Raw genomic sequence first — 21,403 nt, forward strand, 5'->3', positions numbered from 1 at the left:
GTCAGCCCTCCGTTCCGGCTGCTGCTTCTTTCGAAGCCGCAGCATTGTCGTTCTTCTGCTGAGCTGCACCCTGACCGCCGCGTCCGCGACCACCGCGTCCGCGACCACGACCACCGCGTCCACCGCGCTGGTTGGTCTGTGCAGCTTCCTGAGCGGCAAGTTCCTTGTCGGTCATGTCGCCGCGGTAAACCCAGACCTTCACGCCGATGCGGCCGAAGGTGGTGTGAGCTTCGTAGAAGCCGTAGTCGATGTTCGCGCGCAGGGTGTGCAGCGGCACACGGCCTTCGCGGTAGAACTCCGAACGGCTCATTTCAGCACCGCCGAGGCGGCCCGAACACTGCACGCGGATGCCCTTGGCACCAGCGCGCTGTGCGGACTGGATTGCCTTGCGCATTGCGCGGCGGAACGCCACGCGGCTTGCGAGCTGCTCGGCAACACCCTGGGCGACCAGCTGAGCGTTGACCTCGGGGTTCTTGACTTCGAGGATGTTCAGCTGGATCTGCTTGCCGGTGAGCTTTTCGAGCTTCGAGCGCAGACGGTCGGCTTCCGCACCGCGGCGGCCGATGACGATGCCCGGGCGTGCCGTGTGGATGTCCACGCGGACACGGTCGCGGGTGCGCTCGATGTTGATCTTTGCGAGACCTGCGCGTTCGAGATCGGTTTCGAGCATCTTGCGAATGCGGATGTCTTCGCCGACGTAGTCCTTGTAGCGCTGACCCTTAACGGTCGAGTCCGAGAACCACTTCGAACGGTGATCGGTGGTGATGCCCATCCGGAACCCGGTGGGGTTGATCTTCTGACCCATCAGGCGTTCTCCTTCCCATCAGCGTCCGAGCCGTCCGTGAGGACCACGGTGATGTGGCTGGTGCGCTTGTCGATGCGGTGTGCACGACCCTGGGCGCGAGGACGGAACCGCTTCATGGTCGGTCCTTCGTCAACGTAGATCTCCGAGATCACGAGGTCGTCTTCATTGAATGCAACGCCGAGCTTGTCAGCTTCCTGACGGGCGTTGCTGATGCCCGATGCGACGAGTTTGTAAACAGGCTCAGATGCAGCCTGGGGAACAAACTTGAGCATCGCGAGTGCTTCGGTTGCCTGCTGACCACGAACGAGGTCAACGACACGCCGAGCCTTCATGGGCGTCACACGCAGAAAGCGTGCCTTCGCCTTGGCTTCCATCGTTTCCTTCTCTCCTTATAGGACCCGTAGGGGCGCGGCTCAGCCGCGGCGGCCCTTGCGGTCGTCCTTGTCGTGGCCGCGGAACGTCCGCGTCGGTGCGAATTCGCCGAGCTTGTGCCCGACCATTGATTCAGTGATGAACACTGGGACGTGCTTGCGTCCGTCGTGAACCGCGATGGTGTGTCCCAGGAAGTCCGGGATGATCATCGAGCGACGCGACCACGTCTTGATTACGTTGTTGGTGCCCTTTTCGTTCTGAGCGGCGACCTTCTGGAAAAGGTGCTCGTCTACGAAGGGGCCCTTCTTCAAGCTACGAGGCATTTTCTAGGCTCCCTATCAGCGCTTCTTGCCGGTGCGACGGCGGCGCACGATGTACTTGTCGCTTTCGCGGTTCGGACGGCGGGTGCGTCCTTCCGGCTGGCCCCAGGGGCTGACCGGGTGACGACCACCGGAGGTGCGGCCTTCACCACCACCGTGCGGGTGGTCGATCGGGTTCATTGCAACACCGCGGACAGTCGGGCGGATGCCCTTCCAGCGCATACGGCCGGCCTTGCCCCAACTGATGTTGGTCTGTTCGGCGTTGCCGACTTCACCGACGGTTGCGCGGCAGCGAGCATCAACGTTGCGGATTTCACCCGAAGGCATGCGCAGCTGTGCGTAGCGACCGAACTTGGCCACGAGCTGAGCCGAGGTGCCGGCGCTGCGGCCGATCTTGGCTCCGCCGCCGGGGCGAAGTTCGATTGCGTGGATCACGGTGCCGACGGGGATGTTCTGCAGCGGCAGAGCATTGCCCGGCTTGATGTCAGCCTGTGCTCCAGCTTCGACACGGTCGCCCTGCTTGAGCTTGTTCGGGGCGAGGATGTAGCGCTTCTCGCCGTCGACGTAGTGCAGCAGTGCGATGCGTGCGGTGCGGTTCGGGTCGTATTCGATGTGTGCGACCTTTGCCGGGACGCCGTCCTTGTCGTGACGACGGAAGTCGATCACGCGGTACTGGCGCTTGTGGCCACCGCCCTGGTGACGGGTGGTGATCCGGCCCTGGCTGTTTCGGCCGCCCTTCTTCGGCAGCGGACGCAGAAGCGACTTCTCCGGCGTAGACCGGGTCACTTCGACGAAGTCCGCGACCGACGAGCCACGGCGGCCCGGGGTCGTGGGCTTGTACTTACGGATTCCCATGAGTCTTCAATTCCTTCTGAACTGGATCGCTTAGAGCGATCCGCCGAAAATGTCGATCGATCCTTCGCGAAGGGCGACAACGGCGCGCTTGGTGTTCTTGCGCTTGCCGTAACCGGTGCGGGTGCGCGTGCGCTTGCCCTCGCGGTTGAAGGTGTTCACCTTGTCGACCTTGACGCCGAAGATGCTTTCGATGGCGTACTTGATTTCGGTTTTGTTCGACCGGGGATCAACGAGGAAGGTGTACTTGCCTTCGTCCATGAGCCCGTAGGTCTTTTCCGAAACGACCGGCGCGATGATGATGTCGCGCGGGTCCTTGATGGTTACGCTGCTCACTTGGCTGCCTCCTCGTTCTTGCCGAGGTATGCGTTGAGAGCTGCCTCGGTGAAGATGATGTCGTCGGCCATCAGCACGTCGTAGGTGTTCAGCTGTCCCCAGTGCAGGGTGTGCACGTTGGGCAGGTTGCGAACCGAAAGCTCGGTGACCTGGTCGTCATTCGTGACGACAACAAGCTGGTGCTTGTTGCTCGAGAGCTTTTCGATTGCTGCGCGAGCTGCCTTGGTTGAAGGCTTGTCGCCGTCGACGAGGGCGGTCACTGCGTGAACCTGGCCGAAGCGCGCGCGGTCCGAGAGTGCGCCGCGCAGAGCTGCTGCCTTCATCTTCTTGGGGGTGCGCTGCGAGTAGTCGCGCGGAACCGGACCGTGGACGATGCCACCGCCGGCGAACTGCGGAGCGCGGATCGAGCCCTGGCGTGCGTTGCCGGTGCCCTTCTGGCGCCACGGCTTGCGGCCACCACCGCGGACTTCAGCGCGGGTCTTGGTTTTGTGCGTTCCCTGGCGGGCAGCTGCGAGCTGCGCGGTCACGACCTGGTGAATGAGCGCGACGTTGGTCGGCACATCGAAGATCGCGGCGGGCAGTTCAGCGGTTCCGGCCTTCTTGCCGGCTGCGTCGAGAACGTCGATTGACTTGGTTTCAGCCATCGGAGTCATGCTCCCTTCACTGCAGAGCGAACGAGGACGACAGCACCCTTGGCTCCCGGAACAGCACCCTTGACCAGCAGGACATTGTTTTCAGTGTCGACTGCGTGGATCGTGAGGTTCTGGGTGGTCTGCTTGACGTTGCCCATACGGCCGGCCATGCGCTGACCCTTGAAGACGCGGCCGGGGGTGGCTGCGCCGCCGATGGAACCGGGCTTGCGGTGGTTGCGGTGCTGACCGTGCGAGGCGCCGACACCAGCAAAGCCGTGGCGCTTCATAACGCCTGCGTGGCCCTTGCCCTTGGTGTTGGCGGTCACGTCAACCTTGGTGCCGGCTTCGAACACGTCGACGCCGAATTCCTGGCCAAGCGAGTATTCGCCGGCGTCAGCCGTGCGGAGCTCAACCAGGTAGCGGCGGGGCGTAACGCCAGCCTTGTCGAAGTGACCGGCGGTCGGCTTGTTGACCTTGCGCGGGTCGATTTCGCCGGAGCCGATCTGGATTGCTGCGTAGCCGTCGGTTTCGACGTCGCGGATCTGGGTGACAACGTTGGTGTCAACTGCGACGGCGGTGACGGGAACGAGGTTGCCCTCTTCGTCCCACACCTGAGTCATGCCGAGCTTCTTGCCGAGCAGGCCCTTGAAGGTGCGGGTAGTGGGAAGGGCCTTGGAACGGGTGTTAGCCATTGAAAGTCCCTCCCTTAGAGCTTGATCTCGATGTTGACGTCGTCGGCGAGGTCAAGGCGCATGAGCGAATCAACAGCCTTGGGTGTCGGGTCGACGATGTCGATAAGCCGCTTGTGGGTGCGCATTTCGAAGTGCTCGCGGCTGTCCTTGTACTTGTGAGGCGACCGAATAACGCAGTAGACGTTCTTTTCAGTCGGCAACGGCACGGGGCCCACAACCGTAGCGCCAGCGCGTGTGACGGTCTCCACGATCTTGCGTGCAGCACTGTCGATCACAGCGTGGTCGTACGACTTGAGCCTGATGCGGATCTTCTGTCCGGCCATGGCGTCGTAACTCCATCCTTTGTTCTTCCTGGCCATCAACCACCTGTCCTTGCGGATCTGGCGGTTTGCACCAGCTGTTCTTCCGACCCCCGCGGTCGGGCGTGTCGCGAACTTCTTTTTAAAAAAGCTGCCTGGGCAGTGCGACTCGCTTGCAGAGTTGCCTCGGTGAACCGAACCCGTACTGGATTCACTTCCGATGTTTCCGGGCATCCGACTGATGCCGAGCAGGGGTCTGCGCCCGAAAACGCAACTTACCTATCTTGGCACACCTAGCACACAAGCTCAAATCCGGGTTCGATGTCGTACATCACGGCGTGCCGCCCCTCCCCTATTGACAGCAAAGAGCCCCGTGGTCGAAACCACGGGGCTCTTAGTCAGGCTGTCAGAAGATCAGGCGTGGATCTTGGTGACGCGGCCTGCGCCGACGGTGCGTCCACCTTCGCGGATTGCGAAGCGGAGGCCTTCTTCCATGGCGACCGGCTGAATGAGCTCGACCGACATTTCGGTGTCGTCGCCGGGCATGACCATCTCGGTGCCCTCAGGCAGCGTGATGACGCCGGTGACGTCCGTGGTGCGGAAGTAGAACTGCGGACGGTAGTTCGAGTAGAAGGGGTTGTGACGGCCGCCTTCTTCCTTCGACAGGATGTAGACCTGTGCGTCGAACTTGGTGTGCGGGGTGATGCTGCCGGGCTTCACGATGACCTGACCGCGCTCAACGTCTTCGCGCTTGGTACCGCGGAGAAGCAGACCAACGTTTTCACCTGCACGAGCATCCGGCAGGGTCTTGCGGAACATTTCGATTGCGGTGACGGTGGTCTTCGAGGACTGCGGCTTGATGCCGACGATCTCGATTTCTTCGTTGGGCAGCAGGATGCCGCGCTCAACACGACCGGTGACGACGGTACCGCGACCGGTAATGGTGAAGACGTCTTCCACAGGCATGAGGAAGTCCTTGTCGATGTCGCGCTCCGGTTCCGGAACGTTTTCGTCGACAGCTGCCATGAGGTCCTGAACCGACTTGACCCACTGCTCGTCGCCTTCGAGTGCCTTGAGGGCCGACACGCGGACAACCGGAGCGTCGTCGCCGGGGAATTCCTGGTCAGACAGGAGTTCGCGAACTTCCATTTCGACGAGGTCGAAGAGGTCTTCGTCGTCGATCATGTCGGACTTGTTCAGAGCCACGACAATGTAGGGAACGCCGACCTGGCGAGCGAGCAGAACGTGCTCGCGGGTCTGCGGCATCGGGCCGTCGGTTGCAGCGACGACCAGGATTGCGCCGTCCATCTGGGCGGCACCGGTGATCATGTTCTTCACGTAGTCAGCGTGACCGGGGGCGTCAACGTGTGCGTAGTGACGCTTTTCCGTCTGGTACTCGACGTGCGAGACGTTAATGGTAATACCACGTTCACGCTCTTCAGGAGCGTTGTCGACCTGGTCGAATGCCTGGGCTTCGTTGAGGTCGGGGTACTGGTCTGCAAGGACCTTCGTGATTGCCGCGGTCAGAGTCGTCTTACCGTGGTCAACGTGACCAATGGTACCGATGTTGACGTGCGGCTTAGTCCTTTCGAAGCTAGCCTTTGCCACTGGGTTCCTCCTAGTGATTGGTGCGGCGCAAGCTTGTGAGCGCCGCGCCTTTTTACTTGTTGCGCCCGGCGGGGCGACGTTCAGCCGCCCCGCTGAGCAACGGGGAGATTATTCTCCGCCGCGGGTCTTTTGGATGATTTCGTCCGAAACGTTCTGCGGAACTTCGGCGTACGAGTGGAACTGCATGCCGTAGACGGCACGTCCCTGCGTCTTGGAACGCAGGTCGCCAATGTAGCCGAACATTTCCGACAGAGGGACGAGTGCACGGACAACCTTAATACCGGTGGCGTCCTCCATGGACTGCACCTGTCCGCGACGCGAGTTCAAGTCGCCGATGACGTCGCCCATGTACTCCTCAGGGGTACGGACTTCGACATCCATGAGCGGCTCGAGCAGCACGGGGCGCGCCTTGGGAGCAGCCTCCTTGAATGCCATCGAACCTGCGAGCTTGAACGCCATTTCCGACGAGTCGACGTCGTGGTAAGCACCGTCGACCAGCGTGGCCTTGATGCCGACCATCGGATAGCCGGCGAGAACACCGACCTGCATGGCATCCTGGATGCCCGCATCGACCGACGGAATGTATTCGCGGGGCACACGGCCACCGGTGATCGCGTTATCGAATTCGTAGATCTTGTCGCCTTCGACCTCCATCGGTTCGATGGTGATCTGAACCTTGGCGAACTGACCCGAACCACCGGTCTGCTTCTTGTGCGTGTAGTCGTACTTTTCGACTGTCTTGCGAATGGTTTCGCGGTACGCAACCTGGGGCTTGCCGATGTTGGCTTCGACCTTGAATTCACGCTTCATGCGGTCGACGAAGACGTCGAGGTGAAGTTCACCCATACCGCCGATTTCGGTCTGGCCGGTTTCTTCGTTCAGGTTGACCGTGAACGTCGGGTCTTCCTTCACGAGCTTCTGAATAGCCGAGGACAGCTTCTCCTGGTCGCCCTTCGTCTTCGGTTCGATCGAAACGAAGATAACGGGCTCGGGGAATGCCATCGACTCCAGAACAACCGGGTTGGCCGGGTCGGACAGGGTGTCACCGGTGGTGGTGTCCTTCAGGCCGATGAACGCGTAGATGTGTCCTGCAAATGCTTCTTCAACAGGGTTTTCCTTGTTGGAGTGCATCTGGAAGAGCTTGCCGACGCGTTCGCGCTTGCCGGTGGTGGTGTTCAGCAGCGTGTCACCGGACTTCACGTGACCGGAGTACACGCGAATGTAGGTGAGCGAGCCGAAGAACGGGTGGGTGGCAACCTTGAACGCCAGAGCCGAGAACGGTTCGTCCTTCGAGGGCTTGCGCACGATCTCTTCGTCTTCCTTGCCGTAGACGAGGCCGCTGACCGGCGGAACGTCGAGCGGCGAGGGCAGGTAGTCGATGACAGCGTCGAGGACCTTCTGCACACCCTTGTTCTTGAAAGCAGAACCGCACATGACGGGGAAAGCTTCCGAAGCAATGGTGAGCTGGCGAATGCCGGCCTTGATTTCGTCGATGGAAAGTTCGCCCTCTTCGAGGTACTTCTCCATGAGCTCTTCGTTGGCTTCGGCTACGTCTTCGACGAGAGCTGCGCGGTATTCTTCCGCACGCTCCTGCAGGTCAGCAGGGATTTCAATTTCCTGCATGTCCTGGCCCTTCTTGGTTTCGTCCGGCCAGACGTAGGCCTTCATTTCGAGGAGGTCGACAACGCCCTCGAAGTCGCTTTCAGCGCCGATGGGCAGCTGGATGACCAGCGGCTTAGCGCCGAGGCGGTCCTTGATGGTGCCGACGGTGTAGTAGAAGTCAGCACCGAGCTTGTCCATCTTGTTGACGAAGCAGACGCGCGGAACGTCGTACTTGTCAGCCTGACGCCAAACGGTTTCGGACTGCGGCTCAACACCTTCCTTACCATCGAACACAGCAACTGCGCCGTCAAGAACGCGGAGCGAACGCTCCACTTCCACGGTGAAGTCGACGTGCCCGGGGGTGTCGATGATGTTGATCTGGTTGTCTTCCCAGTAGCAGGTCGTCGCGGCCGACGTAATCGTGATGCCGCGCTCCTGTTCCTGCTCCATCCAGTCCATCGTCGAAGCGCCGTCGTGGGTTTCGCCCAGCTTGTAGTTGACGCCGGTGTAGAACAGGATTCGTTCGGTGGTTGTTGTCTTACCAGCATCAATGTGAGCCATGATGCCGATGTTGCGGACCTTGTTAAGGTCAGTCAGCACTTCAAGTGCCACGGTGTCCCTCTCTCGTAAGAAGTACCTGGACAAGCAGTACCCGCCGAAACGGGCACCGTTTGATTATTACCAGCGGTAGTGAGCGAAGGCCTTGTTGGACTCAGCCATCTTGTGCATGTCCTCGCGGCGCTTCACAGCAGCACCAAGGCCGTTGGATGCGTCGAGGATTTCGTTCATCAGACGCTCGGTCATCGTCTTTTCACGACGCTGGCGAGCGAACTGAACCAGCCAGCGCAGAGCCAGCGTGGTGGAACGGGCGGGGCGGACGTCAACCGGCACCTGGTAGGTGGCACCGCCGACGCGGCGGGAGCGGACCTCCAGCGACGGGCGAATGTTGTCGAGCGCCTTCTTCAGAAGAGTCAGAGCCTCGACGTTGGCCTTCTCCGAAGCGCTTTCGAGTGCGCCGTAGACGATGCGCTCAGCGGTGGAGCGCTTACCGTCGAGAAGGACCTTGTTGATGAGCTGGGTGACCAGCGGTGAGTTGTAGACCGGGTCGATGGCGACCGGGCGCTTAGGTGCGGGACCCTTACGCGGCATTACTTCTTCTCCTTCTTCGCTCCGTAGCGGCTGCGAGCCTGCTGACGGCCCTTAACGGGCTGAGTGTCGAGTGCACCGCGAACAATCTTGTAGCGGACACCGGGGAGGTCCTTCACACGGCCTCCGCGAACGAGCACAATCGAGTGCTCCTGGAGGTTGTGGCCTTCACCCGGGATGTAGGCGGTCACTTCGATCTGCGAAGAGAGCTTGACACGTGCGACCTTGCGCAGTGCCGAGTTGGGCTTCTTCGGCGTGGTCGTGTACACACGGGTGCACACGCCGCGACGCTGCGGGCTGCCCTTAAGAGCAGGCGTAGCGTTCTTCGCCGGCTTGTCGTGTCGTCCCTTACGGACGAGCTGCTGAATTGTAGGCACTTATCAGGTTCTCCGATGCTTCTCGTTGTTCCTAATCTCCTGAGGGTTCAGGAGCATATCCTTCTGCGGCCGGGTGAAGCTGCGTGCCCGACTGCAGATGCAGTTCTTCGCCGCCGTCATCAGCGCAGCTGCACTGATTGTCGGTTTATGGCGAACAACCGCCGGTGCTGGTGATAACCGTGTGATGATGAAAACTCCACCGTCAACAGACAACAGCACCGTCTGCCGAAAAATCGCAGATACACCTAGAGTAACCCTCGGCGAGCCACTCGGTCAAAACACGGTCGTTCGGTGCTTGACCTGGAGGTTTCAGGCGTTCCAACTGTAACGCGCCTGGAGAGGTGTTTTGCACCGAATTTGCCTGAGATTCGCTCATTCTCCGCATTTATTCCATGTCGCGCATCCGGCTTGCGCATTATGGTTGAAGAATGACTGATCACCGGCCCGCCAACGACAACAGCCCAGACCGGAAGCTGATCCGCGCGTCAGACCACGACCGCGACGATGTCCTCCGCGTTCTCTCTGCTTCGCACGCCGCGGGCCGGCTCTCACCCGAAGAACTTGATGAACGCCAAAGCACCGTATTGGCCAGCATCTACCTTCACGAACTGCCGCCGATCATCGACGACCTTCCCGAAGGCCGCGAAGTCGAGTCCCGCATCCGCGAGGAAACAGACGTCCCCAAGCCGGGCGGCACCTCGTCAGCTGTGAAGCCGAAGAAGAACACTGTTCCCGCGCGGCCCGGAGACGGGCCGTCGGTTACAGACATCGCGGTTCTCGGCGGATCCACCAAGACGATCGCCGCGAACACCCCGGAGGTGACGTGCTTCGCGCTCATGGGCGGCAGCGACCTCTATCTGTCTGAGGTCTGCAGGCCGGGCGCAGAAATCACCATCATCAGCGTGAACACAATGGGCGGTGCAGACATCTACGTGCCCGCAGGCGTGCGCATCATCGACCACTCAGTGAATATTCTCGGCGGCAACGACATCAAGCCCAACGCCCTGGGCGACGGTTCAAACGGAACGCTGATCATCAAAGGCTTCAACCTCATGGGCGGAAACGACGTTCAGTTGGACCCGCGCAGCCGGCCCGACGGCAGGTAAACCTTCTTGAGAAGCAGACCAAGGTGAGCGGCGCTTCGTAAGAACAACCCTGGCAGACCAAACCCAGCCGCAGACCCCCGCGGCAACCCACCGCCCACCAGCCCCTCCGCACACACGGACGAAAGGACCACAGTGAAGATCGGAATTCTGACCTCCGGCGGCGACTGCCCCGGACTCAACGCAGTCATCCGAGGCGCCGTCCGCAAGGGCGTACGGCTCTTCGGTGACGAATTCGTGGGCATCCGGGACGGATGGCGTGGCCTGCTGGAGGGCGACCTGCACCCCCTGACCACGCACGATGTGCGCGGCATCAGCGGCCGAGGTGGAACTATTCTCGGCACGTCTCGCACCCACCCGTACTCCGGGGGTGGGCCGGATGCGATGCGCCAGGTCATGAAGGACAACGGGATCGACGGGGTGATTGCCATCGGCGGCGAGGGCACCCTCGCTGGTGCCGCGCGGCTCGCTGACGATGAGGGACTGCCCGTGGTTGGTGTTCCCAAAACCATTGACAACGACCTCGGCAGCACTGACTACACGTTCGGCTTCGACACAGCGGCGGCTATTGCCACGCGTTCCATCGATGCCCTGCGCACCACAGCAGAATCGCACCACCGGTGCATGGTCGTTGAGGTTATGGGCCGGCACGTCGGCTGGATTGCGCTGCACGCCGGTATGGCAGCCGGCGCACAGGCCATCCTGTTGCCCGAATTCCCCGTGACGATGGAACGGGTCGTCGAATGGGTTGAAAGCGCCCGCGATCGCGGCCGCGCGCCGATTGTCGTCGTCGCAGAAGGGTTCGTGCCGGTCGGCGTTGACGCAGAAGAAGGCGTGGCGGCGATCGCTGCTGATGGTAGGCCGAGGTTCGGCGGAATCGGCGACTACGTTGCAGCTGAGGTCGAACGCATGACGGGCATCGAAACCCGCGCGACAATCCTCGGCCACCTGCAGCGCGGCGGCGTTCCCACCGCCTACGACCGCGTACTCGCCACACGGCTGGGCCTTGCCGCAGTCGACCTCATCCACGACGCCAGCTGGGGCTACATGACCAGCCTCTCCGGCACCGACATCATCCGCGTACCCATGGCCGACGCCGTTGAATCATTGAAGGCCGTGCCGAAGGAACGCTGGGACGAACTCGAAGCGCTGCTGGGGTAGGTGCTCCTGGGGGTAGGGCGGTCTGGCGAGGTGGGGCAGGGTTGGGGGCTCGGCGGTACTGGAGCTCCGCCTCGGCGGTTCAGCCCTTACCACTTAGGCGGTTTGACCATAAAAACACCCGTTAGCCGGAATCTGCGCTTTAGCCGCAAGGAAACTCCCTTAAGCCGGAATCTGCGGCTTAGCAACAACTGCTAGCGGGAGTTTTTGTTGCTACCCGGTGGTAGCCGCCAAGAGGGGGCGAGCGCGGAAACCCCACCACCTCCCTGGCCAAAACACCCCCTTAGCCGTAAGCAGACTCCCCTTAGCCGGAATCTGCGGCTTAGCAACAACTGCTAGCGGGAGTTTTTGTTGCTAAAGCGTGGGCCGCTCCCCCAGTGCCACCATTAGCACGCCAACTGTCGCCCCGCCCCTTTACCTATAGTGGGCCCGCGTCGCTTCGGTACCTGAACTTGGCACCAGAGCTCAATGAGCGACCTCGTTGTGCTCAGAATCTGCCTTGTGCCTTGAGCTCGATCAGTTTTCTCAGATACGCGTTCTCAGCCTGCAACTTCTCGTATTCACGTCGAAGCTAATCCTGCTCAGTTCCTGAGTCTGACGCATTCCGCTCACGCACACGGCCACGCTTGCGCTGTTGGCGCGCCCATCGGAGAACCACGTCCGGGCCACCGAGTTCATACTCACGTGCTAGTTCCCTCGCAGTTTCACCTGCAATAAACCGGTCTACAACTTCGTGCTTAAGAGCAAACGGCAACTTGGACTTCTTCTGTTCCACACGACACAGCTTGCCACGAAGACATCGAATACGCACCGTTCTGCCCGGGCGTCCTTGTCAGCCGCGACCCTTTCAGCCGAGTGCGCCCACTGCCGCCAGGCGCGCCTTCAGCTGCAGAGGGTTCTGCAGGTCGCTCCACATGATCCGCACAACCGTATAGCCGAGCACGTGTAGTCGATGTTCGCGCTGTTTTTCGAGCATGAATTGATCACCGCGCTCATTGATTCCACCGGCGGCGGTGTCGCGATATTTTACGGACCCGTCGAACTCGATGATGATGCGCTTGTCTGGAATCAGGCCGTCAACCCGCGCAACGAATTCGCCGTTTTCATCGACAATGTCGGCCTGCTGCACAAGGCCTTTAATGCCGAGGTTGCGGATAACCACCATGCAGACGCTTTCGCCGAAGGATTCAGCGAGTCCTGTCGAATACTCCATGAGCTTGACCACCCGCATCGAAGCAGAGAACTTTGCATTCGCAGCGATGATCTCCCGAGCTGCATGCTTGCGGCCCTGAGCCTTAACCGGTTCCGAACGCAGAAGCGCGTCAAAAGCGGCGACCGCCTGTTCGAGCGAAATGTCAGTCGCGATATCCAGCACGGTGCGCACTGGGTCGGTGACTGGAATGCTGTTCCACAGGACTGTCTCTTCGGCCGGGCGCAACTGCCTTTGGCGCCGGGTGAATCTTTCCCCGGACCGCGATCGCGACGGGTTGATGAGCTGCACCTTATGCGGAATCGACAGCACGGGCAGACCATGAATCAGGGCCGCCGTCGTGTGGCTGAGAACATCGCCGTCGCTCAACCGCCGGCCGATGAATTCCGCTTTGCCTAGATGTTTCTTTTCCTGCAGGCCAAACCACGCACGGCCCTTTCCTGCCGAGGACGCCTCCCCCGTCAGCCGCAGAATCTCCGGTTCTGCGAAACGGTTGAACTGAGTGTGTTTGGTGCAGGTGCGATTGACGAAATAGCAAGCACGGTACAGCCGCTCGAGACAACACCCGACAGCTCGTTCGACCTCCCACTTTTCAGCGCCGAAAGCCTTTGCTTCTTGGAGCGAAAATACGTTGAACATATGCAACTGTCTTCCGTAAACGCATCGCTCCACAACCCCACTATCCATATCTGTGGATAACTCTGTGGACTTGTGGGCAATCAGGGTTTAAGTCACAGGGTCAGGAGGGAACAAGACTCCCCTTAGCCGGAATCCGCGGCTTAGCCGCAAGAAGACTCCCCTTAGCCGGGATCTGCGGCTTAGCAACAACTGCTAAGGGGAGTTTTTGTTGCTAAAGCGTGGGTGGCAGGGAGCGACCAGGTGAGGGCTGAGGGGCTTCCGCACTAGGCGGGGGCTCCCGAGGTGGAGGTCTGGTCCCTGCCTGAGCGGCAGCTGTGGGACGGGATTCCTAAGGTGGAGGGCCAAATAAGCATGAAAGCCAGGGTTGGCCAAGGACTCCCGAGGTGGAGGTCCAGTACCAGCCAAAGCGGCACCTCGTGAGCTCAACCCAACACGGGCCCGTACCTCACCAGCTTTTGTGTCCAGCCCAACCCAACACGGCCCCGTACAACGCAAACGGCCCGGAGGGAAATCCCTCCGGGCCGCCTGCCACGGGTGAGAACCAGCGGGCTCTCCCCCGCCTATTCGTGCGGCTGTTTCACCTTCGCGAGCGCTTAAACCCGCGGCTGAATCACACGCTCAAGCGAATCAGATGTCGCCGAAGCCTCCGAAGTCGTAGTCCTCGAGCGGAATGGTCGACCCTTCGCCGGCGAATGCCGGGTAGAAGTCACCATAGGTGTTCGAGAACATTTCCTGCTTGGCTTCGTCAGTCGGTTCGACAATCATGTTGCGGTAGCGGTGCATACCGGTGCCGGCCGGGATGAGCTTACCGAGGATGACGTTTTCCTTCAGGCCGAGCAGCGGGTCGGACTTGCCTTCCATAGCTGCTTCAGTCAGCACGCGCGTGGTCTCCTGGAACGATGCAGCCGACAGCCACGATTCGGTGGCCAGCGACGCCTTCGTAATACCCATGAGTTCGTCACGTGCGGAAGCCGGCTGGCCGCCTTCTGCAACGACACGCTTGTTTTCGTCCTGGTAGCGGCCGCGGTCAACGAGTTCACCCGGCAGCAGGTTGGTGTCGCCGGACTCGATGACCGTCACACGGCGCAGCATCTGACGCACAATGACTTCGATGTGCTTGTCGTGAATGCCGACACCCTGCGAACGGTAGACCTTCTGGACTTCGTCAACAAGGAACTTCTCGGCGTCGCGACGACCGCGGATGCGCAGCACCTGCTTGGGGTCGATCGCACCTTCAACCAGCTGGGTGCCGGCTTCGATGTTCTGGCCGTCTTCAACCAGAAGCTGTGCGCGACGACCGACTGCGTGCTCGATTTCGTCAGAACCGTCAGACGGGATCACGATGACGTAGCGCGTCTTACGGCTGTCGTCGATCTTGACCTTGCCGGCTGCTTCCGAAATCGGCGCGTAGCCCTTGGGCGTACGTGCTTCGAAGAGCTCGGTGACACGCGGCAGACCCTGCGTAATGTCACCGCCACCGCCGGCGGCAACACCACCGGTGTGGAACGTACGCATGGTCAGCTGCGTACCGGGTTCACCAATCGACTGTGCTGCCACGGTGCCGACTGCTTCGCCGATGTCAACGAGCTTGCCGGTTGCCATCGAGCGACCGTAGTGCTCAGCCGAGATCTGCGCGTCGGAGTCTGCGGTGAGAACCGACAGCACCTTGACTTCGCGAACGCCGGCGGCAACCAGCTGGTCGAGCACATCGACCGAAATGTCGGTCTTTGCAGGCACCACGACGTTGCCGTCGGCGTCGGTGACGTCGACTGCCGTGAGGCGGCCCAGAACCGAGGTTTCGGCCCATTCGTGCACAACGAGGTTGCCCTTTGCGTCTTCCTGAGCGACGGGCAGCGTGATGCCGCGCTTCGAATCGGTGGTTTCGGTGCGGATGATGACATCCTGCGAAACATCAACCAGACGACGCGTGAGGTAACCGGAGTCTGCGGTGCGCAGAGCGGTGTCTGCCAGACCCTTACGAGCACCGTGCGATGCGATGAAGTACTCGAGGACCGACAGGCCTTCGCGGTAGTTCGACTTAATCGGACGCGGGATGATTTCACCCTTCGGGTTCGTCACAAGACCGCGCATTGCGGCCAGCTGACGGACCTGCGTCCAGTTACCGGAAGCACCGGACTCGACAAGGCGCAGAATCGAGTTCTCCGAAGTGAAGTTCTTCTGCATTGCCTCGGCGATCTTGTCGGTGGTGTCCGACCAGATCTTGACGAGTTCGGTACGGCGCTCCTCATCGGTGAGCGCACCGAAGGCGTACTGTTCTTCGACCTTGTCGACGAGCTCTTCGGCTTCGTTGAGCGACTGTTCCTTGGATTCCGGAGACACGATGTCGCTCATTGCGACGGTCAGACCGGAGCGGGTTGCCTGGTAGAAGCCGGTTTCCTTGAAGTTGTCGAGTGCCTGTGCGACTTCCACACGCGGGTAGTTGTCTGCGAGGCGGTTGACGATCTTCGACAGCTGCTTCTTGCCGATGGTCTCGTTGACGTACGGGTAGTCCTCCGGCAGGGTCCTGTTGAACAGGGCACGGCCCAGGGTGGTCTCGAGGACGAGGGTGTCGCCCTGTTCCCAGCCTTCCGGCAGTTCCATCTTCCGATGCGGAACGATGTTGCTCAGGCGGATCTTCACCTTGGCACCGAGGTCGAGTTCGCCACGGTCGTAGGCCATGATGGCCTCCGAAACCGAACCGAAGTCGCGGCCGATGCCGGGCACGTCTTCGCGTTCGGAGGTCAGGTGGAAGATGCCGATGATCATGTCCTGCGTGGGCATGGTCACGGGCTTACCGTCCGAAGGCTTGAGGATGTTGTTCGCCGACAGCATCAGCAGGCGTGCTTCAGCCTGCGCTTCGGCGGACAGCGGCAGGTGGACTGCCATCTGGTCACCGTCGAAGTCAGCGTTGAAGGCGGTGCAGACCAGCGGGTGGATCTGAATTGCCTTGCCTTCAACCAGCTGCGGTTCGAAGGCCTGGATGCCCAGACGGTGCAGGGTGGGTGCACGGTTGAGCAGAACCGGGTGCTCCTGAATGACTTCTTCGAGCACGTCCCACACCTGCGGGTGCTGACGTTCGACCATGCGCTTAGCCGACTTGATGTTCTGGGCGTGGTTGAGGTCAACCAGGCGCTTCATCACGAACGGCTTGAACAGTTCGAGTGCCATGGTCTTGGGCAGACCGCATTCGTGCAGCTTCAGGGTCGGGCCGACCACGATGACCGAACGGCCGGAGTAGTCGACGCGCTTACCGAGCAGGTTCTGACGGAAGCGACCCTGCTTGCCCTTGAGCATGTCGGACAGCGATTTGAGCGGACGGTTGCCCGGTCCGGTGACGGGGCGACCGCGACGGCCGTTGTCGAACAGCGAGTCGACTGCTTCCTGGAGCATCCGCTTTTCGTTGTTGACGATGATTTCGGGTGCACCGAGGTCAAGCAGGCGCTTGAGGCGGTTGTTGCGGTTGATGACACGACGGTAGAGGTCGTTGAGGTCGCTGGTTGCGAAGCGGCCACCGTCGAGCTGCACCATGGGGCGCAGTTCCGGCGGGATGACCGGGATCGCGTCGAGCACCATGCCTTCGGGCTTGTTGTCCGTGGTCATGAATGCGTTGACGACCTTGAGCCGCTTGAGTGCGCGGGTCTTGCGCTGACCCTTGCCGGTGCGAATGAGTTCGCGCAGCATTTCGGCTTCGGATTCGAGGTCGAAGTCCTTGAGGCGCTGCTGGATGGCAGCGGCACCCATGGAGCCTTCGAAGTAGATGCCGAAGCGGGCGACCATGTCGCGGTACAGGCTTTCGTCACCTTCGAGGTCTGCGACCTTGAGGTTCTTGAAGCGGTCCCACACCTGTTCCAGACGGTCCAACTGGCGTTCGGAGTTGCGGCGGATGTTGCCGAGTTCCTTGTTTGCCTGCTTTTCGACCTTGCTCTTGGCCGCTGCGGTTGCACCGTCGGCTTCAAGTTCCTTGAGGTCGTCTTCCAGCTTCTTGGATCGACGGTCGAGGTCCGCGTTCATGCGGTCTTCGATCTGCTTCTTTTCGACGTCCACCTGGTTCTGCAGGGTGGGCATGTCGCGGTGGCGCGAATCTTCGTCGACCGACGTGATCATGTAGGCCGCGAAGTAGATGACCTTTTCGAGGTCCTTCGGAGCCAGGTCGAGCAGGTAGCCCAGGCGGCTGGGCACGCCCTTGAAGTACCAGATGTGGGTGACGGGAGCGGCGAGCTCGATGTGGCCCATGCGCTCACGGCGCACCTTGGCGCGGGTGACTTCAACACCGCAGCGCTCACAGATGATGCCCTTGAAGCGCACGCGCTTGTACTTGCCGCAGGCGCATTCCCAGTCGCGGGTGGGACCGAAGATGCGCTCACAGAACAGGCCGTCCTTCTCCGGCTTGAGCGTGCGGTAGTTGATGGTCTCGGGCTTCTTGACTTCGCCGTGCGACCACTGGCGAACCTCATCAGCCGTAGCCAGGCCGATGCGCAGTTCATCAAAGAAATTAACGTCAGGCACGTAAATCCTCTTCCTTGGTGACCTTCAGAAGGTCAGTAAAAATTCGGGCTGGCTGGCTGTCAGACTTCGTCGACTGTCTGGGCTTCGTCACGCGAAAGGTTGATGCCGAGCTCTTCAGCTGCTCGGTACATTTCGTCGTCTTCGCGCATTTCGACGGCGTGGCCGTCTGCCGACAGAACTTCGATGTCAAGGCACAGCGACTGCATTTCCTTGATGAGGACCTTGAACGACTCGGGGATGCCCGGGTCGGGAAGGTTCTCGCCCTTGACGATTGCTTCGTAGACCTTGACGCGGCCGGGAACATCGTCCGACTTGGTGGTCAGGAGTTCCTGCAGCGTGTAGGCCGCACCGTAGGCTTCGAGCGCCCACACTTCCATTTCGCCGAAGCGCTGGCCGCCGAACTGTGCCTTACCGCCCAGCGGCTGCTGGGTGATCATCGAGTACGGGCCGGTGGAACGAGCGTGGATCTTATCGTCGACCAGGTGGTGGAGCTTGAGCATGTACATGTAGCCCACCGAGACCGGGTACGGGAACGGTTCGCCGGAGCGGCCGTCGAACAGGCGGGCCTTTCCGGAGCCGTCGATCAGGCGCTCACCGTCGCGGTTGAGGCGGGTGTTGTCGAGCAGGCCGCGCAGTTCGGGTTCGTGCGCACCGTCGAACACCGGGGTTGCGACGTTGGTGCCGGGTTCGGCTTCGAGGTCGAAGCCGGCGTCCTTGAGGTCCTGTGCCCATTCGGGGTTGCCTTCGATCTTCCAGCCCTGCTTGGCTGCCCAGCCAAGGTGGGTTTCGAAGACCTGGCCGATGTTCATTCGGCGCGGAACACCGTGCGGGTTGAGGATGATGTCGACGGGGGTTCCGTCTTCCATGAACGGCATGTCTTCAACCGGCAGGATGGTCGAGATGACGCCCTTGTTTCCGTGGCGTCCGGCCATCTTGTCGCCGACGGTGATCTTACGGCGCTGGGCCACGTAGACGCGCACCAGCTGGTTGACACCGGGGGTGAGTTCGTCGTCTTCTTCGCGGTCGAAGACCTTGACGGCGATCACGGTTCCGGTTTCGCCGTGGGGCACCTTGAGCGAGGTGTCGCGGACTTCGCGCGACTTTTCGCCGAAGATGGCGCGCAGCAGGCGCTCTTCGGGGGTCAGTTCGGTTTCACCCTTGGGGGTCACCTTGCCGACCAGGATGTCGCCGTCGGTGACTTCGGCGCCGATGCGGATGATGCCGCGGTCGTCGAGGTCTGCCAGGGCTTCCTGCGCGATGTTCGGGATGTCGCGGGTGATCTCTTCGGCACCGAGCTTGGTGTCGCGAGCGTCGACTTCGTATTCCTCGATGTGGATCGAGGACAGGACGTCGTCCTGCACCATGCGCTGGGACAGGATGATGGCGTCTTCGAAGTTGTAGCCTTCCCACGACATGAAAGCCACGAGGAGGTTCTTGCCGAGGGCCATTTCACCGTTCTGGGTGGACGGACCGTCAGCCAGCACCGCACCGACTTCGACTCGGTCGCCTTCGGACACGATGATCTTCTGGTTGTACGAGGTGCCGTGGTTGGAGCGGCGGAACTTCTCGGCTCGGTAGGTGGTCTGGGTGTCGTCGTCGTTCATGACGGTGACGTAGTCAGCGGAGACTTCGGTGACCACACCGGCCTTGTCGGCGGTGATGACATCGCCGGCGTCGATGGCCGAGCGGTATTCCATGCCGGTGCCGACCAGCGGTGCTTCTGCGCGGACCAGCGGAACGGCCTGACGCTGCATGTTCGCACCCATGAGGGCGCGGTTGGCGTCGTCGTGTTCGAGGAACGGGATAAGGGCCGTGCCGACCGACACCATCTGACGTGCAGACACGTCCATGAAGTCGATGTCTTCCTTGGGCAGCAGTTCGGCTTCGCCGGAACCGCCCTTGGGGCGAGACAGGACGAAGTCTTCTGCGAAGCGCTGGTCGTCGGTCAGCGGTGCGTTTGCCTGTGCGATGTTGTACGGGAGTTCATCGTCAGCCGTGAGGTAGCGCGTCTTGTCGGTGACAACGCCGTTCTCAACGATGCGGTACGGGGTTTCGATGAAGCCGAACGGGTTGATGCGCGCATAGGAGGCGAGCGAACCGATCAGACCGATGTTGGGGCCTTCCGGCGTTTCGATGGGGCACATGCGTCCGTAGTGCGACGGGTGGACGTCGCGGACTTCCATGCCCGCACGGTCACGCGACAGACCGCCGGGACCCAGAGCCGACAGGCGGCGCTTGTGGGTAAGGCCGGCCAGCGGGTTGTTCTGGTCCATGAACTGCGACAGCTGCGAAGTTCCGAAGAACTCCTTGATGGCTGCCACGACGGGACGAATGTTGATGAGCGTCTGCGGGGTGATCGCTTCGACGTCCTGAGTGGTCATGCGCTCGCGGACCACGCGCTCCATGCGCGAAAGACCGGTGCGGACCTGACCTTCGATCAGTTCGCCGACCGCGCGGATGCGACGGTTGCCGAAGTGGTCGATGTCGTCCAGGGCGACCGGGATGTCGACGCTTTCGCCGTCGCGGACGCCCTTGAGAGTTTCGTGGCCGGCGTGCAGCGCAACGATGTAGTGGATGGCAGCGGCGATGTCGTCGGTGGTAAGCACACCCTGTGTGACGTCTTCATCGACCCCGAGCTTGCGGTTGACCTTGTAGCGGCCGACCTTGGCGAGGTCGTAGCGCTTGGGGTTGAAGTAGAGGTTCTGCAGAAGGTTTTCTGCAGCTTCAACAGTGGCCGGTTCGGACGGACGCAGCTTGCGGTAAATGTCGATGAGCGCTTCTTCGCGTGTTTCGACGGTGTCCTTGGCAAGGGTTTCGCGGATCGACTCGAATTCGCCGTAGCGTTCGAGGATTTCCGAGGAGGTCCAGCCAAGTGCTTTGAGCAGCACCGTGACCGACTGCTTGCGCTTGCGGTCGAGGCGAACGCCAACCTGGTCGCGCTTGTCGACTTCAAACTCCAGCCATGCACCGCGCGACGGGATGATCTTCGCGGTGAAGATGTCCTTGTCGGAGGTCTTGTCCGGGGTCGATTCGAAGTAGGCGCCGGGCGAGCGGACGAGCTGCGAAACGACGACGCGCTCGGTCCCGTTGATGATGAAGGTGCCCTTGGGGGTCATGAGCGGGAAGTCGCCCATGAACACCGTCTGGCTCTTGATCTCCATGGTGGAGGTGTTCATGAATTCAGCGGTCACGAACAGCGGCGCCGAATAGGTGATGTCGCGCTCCTTGCACTCGTCGATTGAGTACTTGGGCGGCTCAAAGCGGTGGTCGCGGAACGACAGCGACATGGATCCGGAGAAGTCTTCGATCGGGGAGATCTCTTCGAAGATGTCTTCGAGCCCCGAGGTTTCCGGAACGGAGGTGTCGCCGTTCTCGATTGCTTCCGCAACTCGCTCCTGCCAGGCTTCCGAGCCGATCAGCCAGTCGAAGCTGTCGGTCTGCAGTCCCAGGAGGTTGGGAACTTCGAGAGGTTCGTGGATCTTCGCGAAGGAAATGCGCTGAGGCGGGTTAGCGGTCCTGATGTTTTCGTTGGCGGCGGCCAATGGGTTCCTTCCACGTTGTGGTCATCACTCGTGCGCTGCAGCGTTGAATCACCCGAGGTCCGGCCGGGTCGCTTTGCGACACTCGCTTCCGCTGACGTCACGGCGGATCCGGTCAAGGTGTGCTAGTTTGATGCCCACCGCTATATGAAGGCACAGCAAACCCACTGCAACACAAACATTCAGAATAGCTGATTGAACCTGCTG

17 protein-coding genes are annotated in these 21,403 nt (G+C 61.2%); 2 read left to right on the forward strand and 15 right to left on the reverse strand.

Annotated elements, in window-relative coordinates:
- Position 1: 1 nt before the first annotated feature.
- The 12 genes from rpsC to rpsL all read right to left on the reverse strand — a co-directional run bounded on the left by rpsC (position 2) and on the right by rpsL (position 9,041).
- Positions 2–805 (reverse strand): 30S ribosomal protein S3, encoded by an 804-nt coding sequence (gene rpsC / locus HMPREF3087_RS09510; protein ID WP_019174642.1) that lies wholly within the window; start codon positions 803–805, stop codon positions 2–4.
- Positions 805–1,179 carry a 50S ribosomal protein L22 gene (rplV, locus tag HMPREF3087_RS09515; protein ID WP_019174641.1) on the reverse strand — a complete coding sequence of 125 codons (375 nt, stop codon included), beginning with the start codon at positions 1,177–1,179 and terminating at the stop codon, positions 805–807. The genes rpsC and rplV overlap by 1 nt, the downstream gene beginning before the upstream one ends.
- Before the next feature lie 39 nt (positions 1,180–1,218).
- On the reverse strand, positions 1,219–1,500 hold the full coding sequence (gene rpsS / locus HMPREF3087_RS09520) for a 30S ribosomal protein S19 (RefSeq protein WP_026022711.1): 282 nt from the start codon (positions 1,498–1,500) through the stop codon (positions 1,219–1,221).
- 15 nt (positions 1,501–1,515) lie between these two features.
- Positions 1,516–2,352, reverse strand: a complete 837-nt coding sequence (rplB, locus tag HMPREF3087_RS09525; protein ID WP_070428949.1) for a 50S ribosomal protein L2 — start codon at positions 2,350–2,352, stop codon at positions 1,516–1,518.
- A 30-nt stretch (positions 2,353–2,382) separates the two neighbouring features.
- Positions 2,383–2,685 (reverse strand): 50S ribosomal protein L23, encoded by a 303-nt coding sequence (rplW, locus tag HMPREF3087_RS09530; protein ID WP_019174638.1) that lies wholly within the window; start codon positions 2,683–2,685, stop codon positions 2,383–2,385.
- On the reverse strand, positions 2,682–3,329 hold the full coding sequence (gene rplD, locus HMPREF3087_RS09535) for a 50S ribosomal protein L4 (protein ID WP_061941422.1): 648 nt from the start codon (positions 3,327–3,329) through the stop codon (positions 2,682–2,684). The genes rplW and rplD overlap by 4 nt, the downstream gene beginning before the upstream one ends.
- A gap of 5 nt (positions 3,330–3,334) precedes the next feature.
- Positions 3,335–4,009 (reverse strand): 50S ribosomal protein L3, encoded by a 675-nt coding sequence (rplC, locus tag HMPREF3087_RS09540; RefSeq protein WP_019174636.1) that lies wholly within the window; start codon positions 4,007–4,009, stop codon positions 3,335–3,337.
- A 14-nt stretch (positions 4,010–4,023) separates the two neighbouring features.
- A complete protein-coding gene (gene rpsJ, locus HMPREF3087_RS09545) occupies positions 4,024–4,332 on the reverse strand; it encodes a 30S ribosomal protein S10 (RefSeq protein WP_019174635.1) in 309 nt (102 codons plus the stop codon).
- 390 nt (positions 4,333–4,722) lie between these two features.
- Complete coding sequence (tuf, locus tag HMPREF3087_RS09550; protein ID WP_070428950.1) at positions 4,723–5,916, reverse strand: elongation factor Tu; 1,194 nt, start codon at positions 5,914–5,916, stop codon at positions 4,723–4,725.
- A 108-nt stretch (positions 5,917–6,024) separates the two neighbouring features.
- Positions 6,025–8,130, reverse strand: coding sequence for an elongation factor G (fusA, locus tag HMPREF3087_RS09555; protein WP_070428951.1), 2,106 nt, complete (start codon positions 8,128–8,130; stop codon positions 6,025–6,027).
- A gap of 66 nt (positions 8,131–8,196) precedes the next feature.
- Positions 8,197–8,667, reverse strand: coding sequence for a 30S ribosomal protein S7 (rpsG, locus tag HMPREF3087_RS09560; RefSeq protein ID WP_019174632.1), 471 nt, complete (start codon positions 8,665–8,667; stop codon positions 8,197–8,199).
- The gene (gene rpsL, locus HMPREF3087_RS09565; protein ID WP_019174631.1) at positions 8,667–9,041 is read right to left on the reverse strand and encodes a 30S ribosomal protein S12; all 375 of its coding nucleotides are present in this window, start codon (positions 9,039–9,041) and stop codon (positions 8,667–8,669) included. Before rpsL ends, rpsG begins: the two co-directional genes overlap by 1 nt.
- 428 nt (positions 9,042–9,469) lie before the next feature.
- Here rpsL and HMPREF3087_RS09570 point away from each other — a divergent pair, with 428 nt between their 5' ends.
- Together HMPREF3087_RS09570 and HMPREF3087_RS09575 are read left to right on the forward strand one after the other, a co-directional pair.
- Positions 9,470–10,147: a DUF1707 SHOCT-like domain-containing protein gene (locus HMPREF3087_RS09570; protein WP_070428952.1), complete on the forward strand. Its 678-nt coding sequence runs from the start codon at positions 9,470–9,472 to the stop codon at positions 10,145–10,147.
- A 132-nt stretch (positions 10,148–10,279) separates the two neighbouring features.
- On the forward strand, positions 10,280–11,305 hold the full coding sequence (locus HMPREF3087_RS09575; protein WP_061941408.1) for an ATP-dependent 6-phosphofructokinase: 1,026 nt from the start codon (positions 10,280–10,282) through the stop codon (positions 11,303–11,305).
- 844 nt (positions 11,306–12,149) lie between these two features.
- Here the strand turns inward: HMPREF3087_RS09575 and HMPREF3087_RS09580 are convergent.
- From HMPREF3087_RS09580 to rpoB, 3 genes are all read right to left on the reverse strand, one after another.
- The gene (locus HMPREF3087_RS09580) at positions 12,150–13,151 is read right to left on the reverse strand and encodes a PDDEXK family nuclease (protein WP_070428953.1); all 1,002 of its coding nucleotides are present in this window, start codon (positions 13,149–13,151) and stop codon (positions 12,150–12,152) included.
- A 627-nt stretch (positions 13,152–13,778) separates the two neighbouring features.
- Positions 13,779–17,657 carry a DNA-directed RNA polymerase subunit beta' gene (locus HMPREF3087_RS09585; protein WP_070423790.1) on the reverse strand — a complete coding sequence of 1,293 codons (3,879 nt, stop codon included), beginning with the start codon at positions 17,655–17,657 and terminating at the stop codon, positions 13,779–13,781.
- A gap of 59 nt (positions 17,658–17,716) precedes the next feature.
- Positions 17,717–21,199 carry a DNA-directed RNA polymerase subunit beta gene (rpoB, locus tag HMPREF3087_RS09590; RefSeq protein ID WP_061940608.1) on the reverse strand — a complete coding sequence of 1,161 codons (3,483 nt, stop codon included), beginning with the start codon at positions 21,197–21,199 and terminating at the stop codon, positions 17,717–17,719.
- Positions 21,200–21,403 lie beyond the last annotated feature (204 nt).

Source organism: Brevibacterium sp. HMSC22B09 (assembly GCF_001806795.1).
In the GTDB taxonomy this organism is placed as follows: Bacteria; Actinomycetota; Actinomycetes; order Actinomycetales; family Brevibacteriaceae; genus Brevibacterium; species Brevibacterium ravenspurgense.

What these genes read in the sequence shown, in the direction of transcription:
- rpsS (WP_026022711.1), bottom strand. Translation starts at nt 1,500, where the DNA reads ATGCCTCGTAGCTTGAAGAAGGGCCCCTTCGTAGACGAGCACCTTTTC.
- rpsC (WP_019174642.1), bottom strand. Translation starts at nt 805, where the DNA reads ATGGGTCAGAAGATCAACCCCACCGGGTTCCGGATGGGCATCACCACC.
- HMPREF3087_RS09570 (WP_070428952.1), top strand. Translation starts at nt 9,470, where the DNA reads ATGACTGATCACCGGCCCGCCAACGACAACAGCCCAGACCGGAAGCTG.
- rplB (WP_070428949.1), bottom strand. Translation starts at nt 2,352, where the DNA reads ATGGGAATCCGTAAGTACAAGCCCACGACCCCGGGCCGCCGTGGCTCG.
- HMPREF3087_RS09580 (WP_070428953.1), bottom strand. Translation starts at nt 13,151, where the DNA reads ATGTTCAACGTATTTTCGCTCCAAGAAGCAAAGGCTTTCGGCGCTGAA.
- rpsG (WP_019174632.1), bottom strand. Translation starts at nt 8,667, where the DNA reads ATGCCGCGTAAGGGTCCCGCACCTAAGCGCCCGGTCGCCATCGACCCG.
- rplD (WP_061941422.1), bottom strand. Translation starts at nt 3,329, where the DNA reads ATGGCTGAAACCAAGTCAATCGACGTTCTCGACGCAGCCGGCAAGAAG.
- rplV (WP_019174641.1), bottom strand. Translation starts at nt 1,179, where the DNA reads ATGGAAGCCAAGGCGAAGGCACGCTTTCTGCGTGTGACGCCCATGAAG.
- rplC (WP_019174636.1), bottom strand. Translation starts at nt 4,009, where the DNA reads ATGGCTAACACCCGTTCCAAGGCCCTTCCCACTACCCGCACCTTCAAG.
- rpsJ (WP_019174635.1), bottom strand. Translation starts at nt 4,332, where the DNA reads ATGGCCGGACAGAAGATCCGCATCAGGCTCAAGTCGTACGACCACGCT.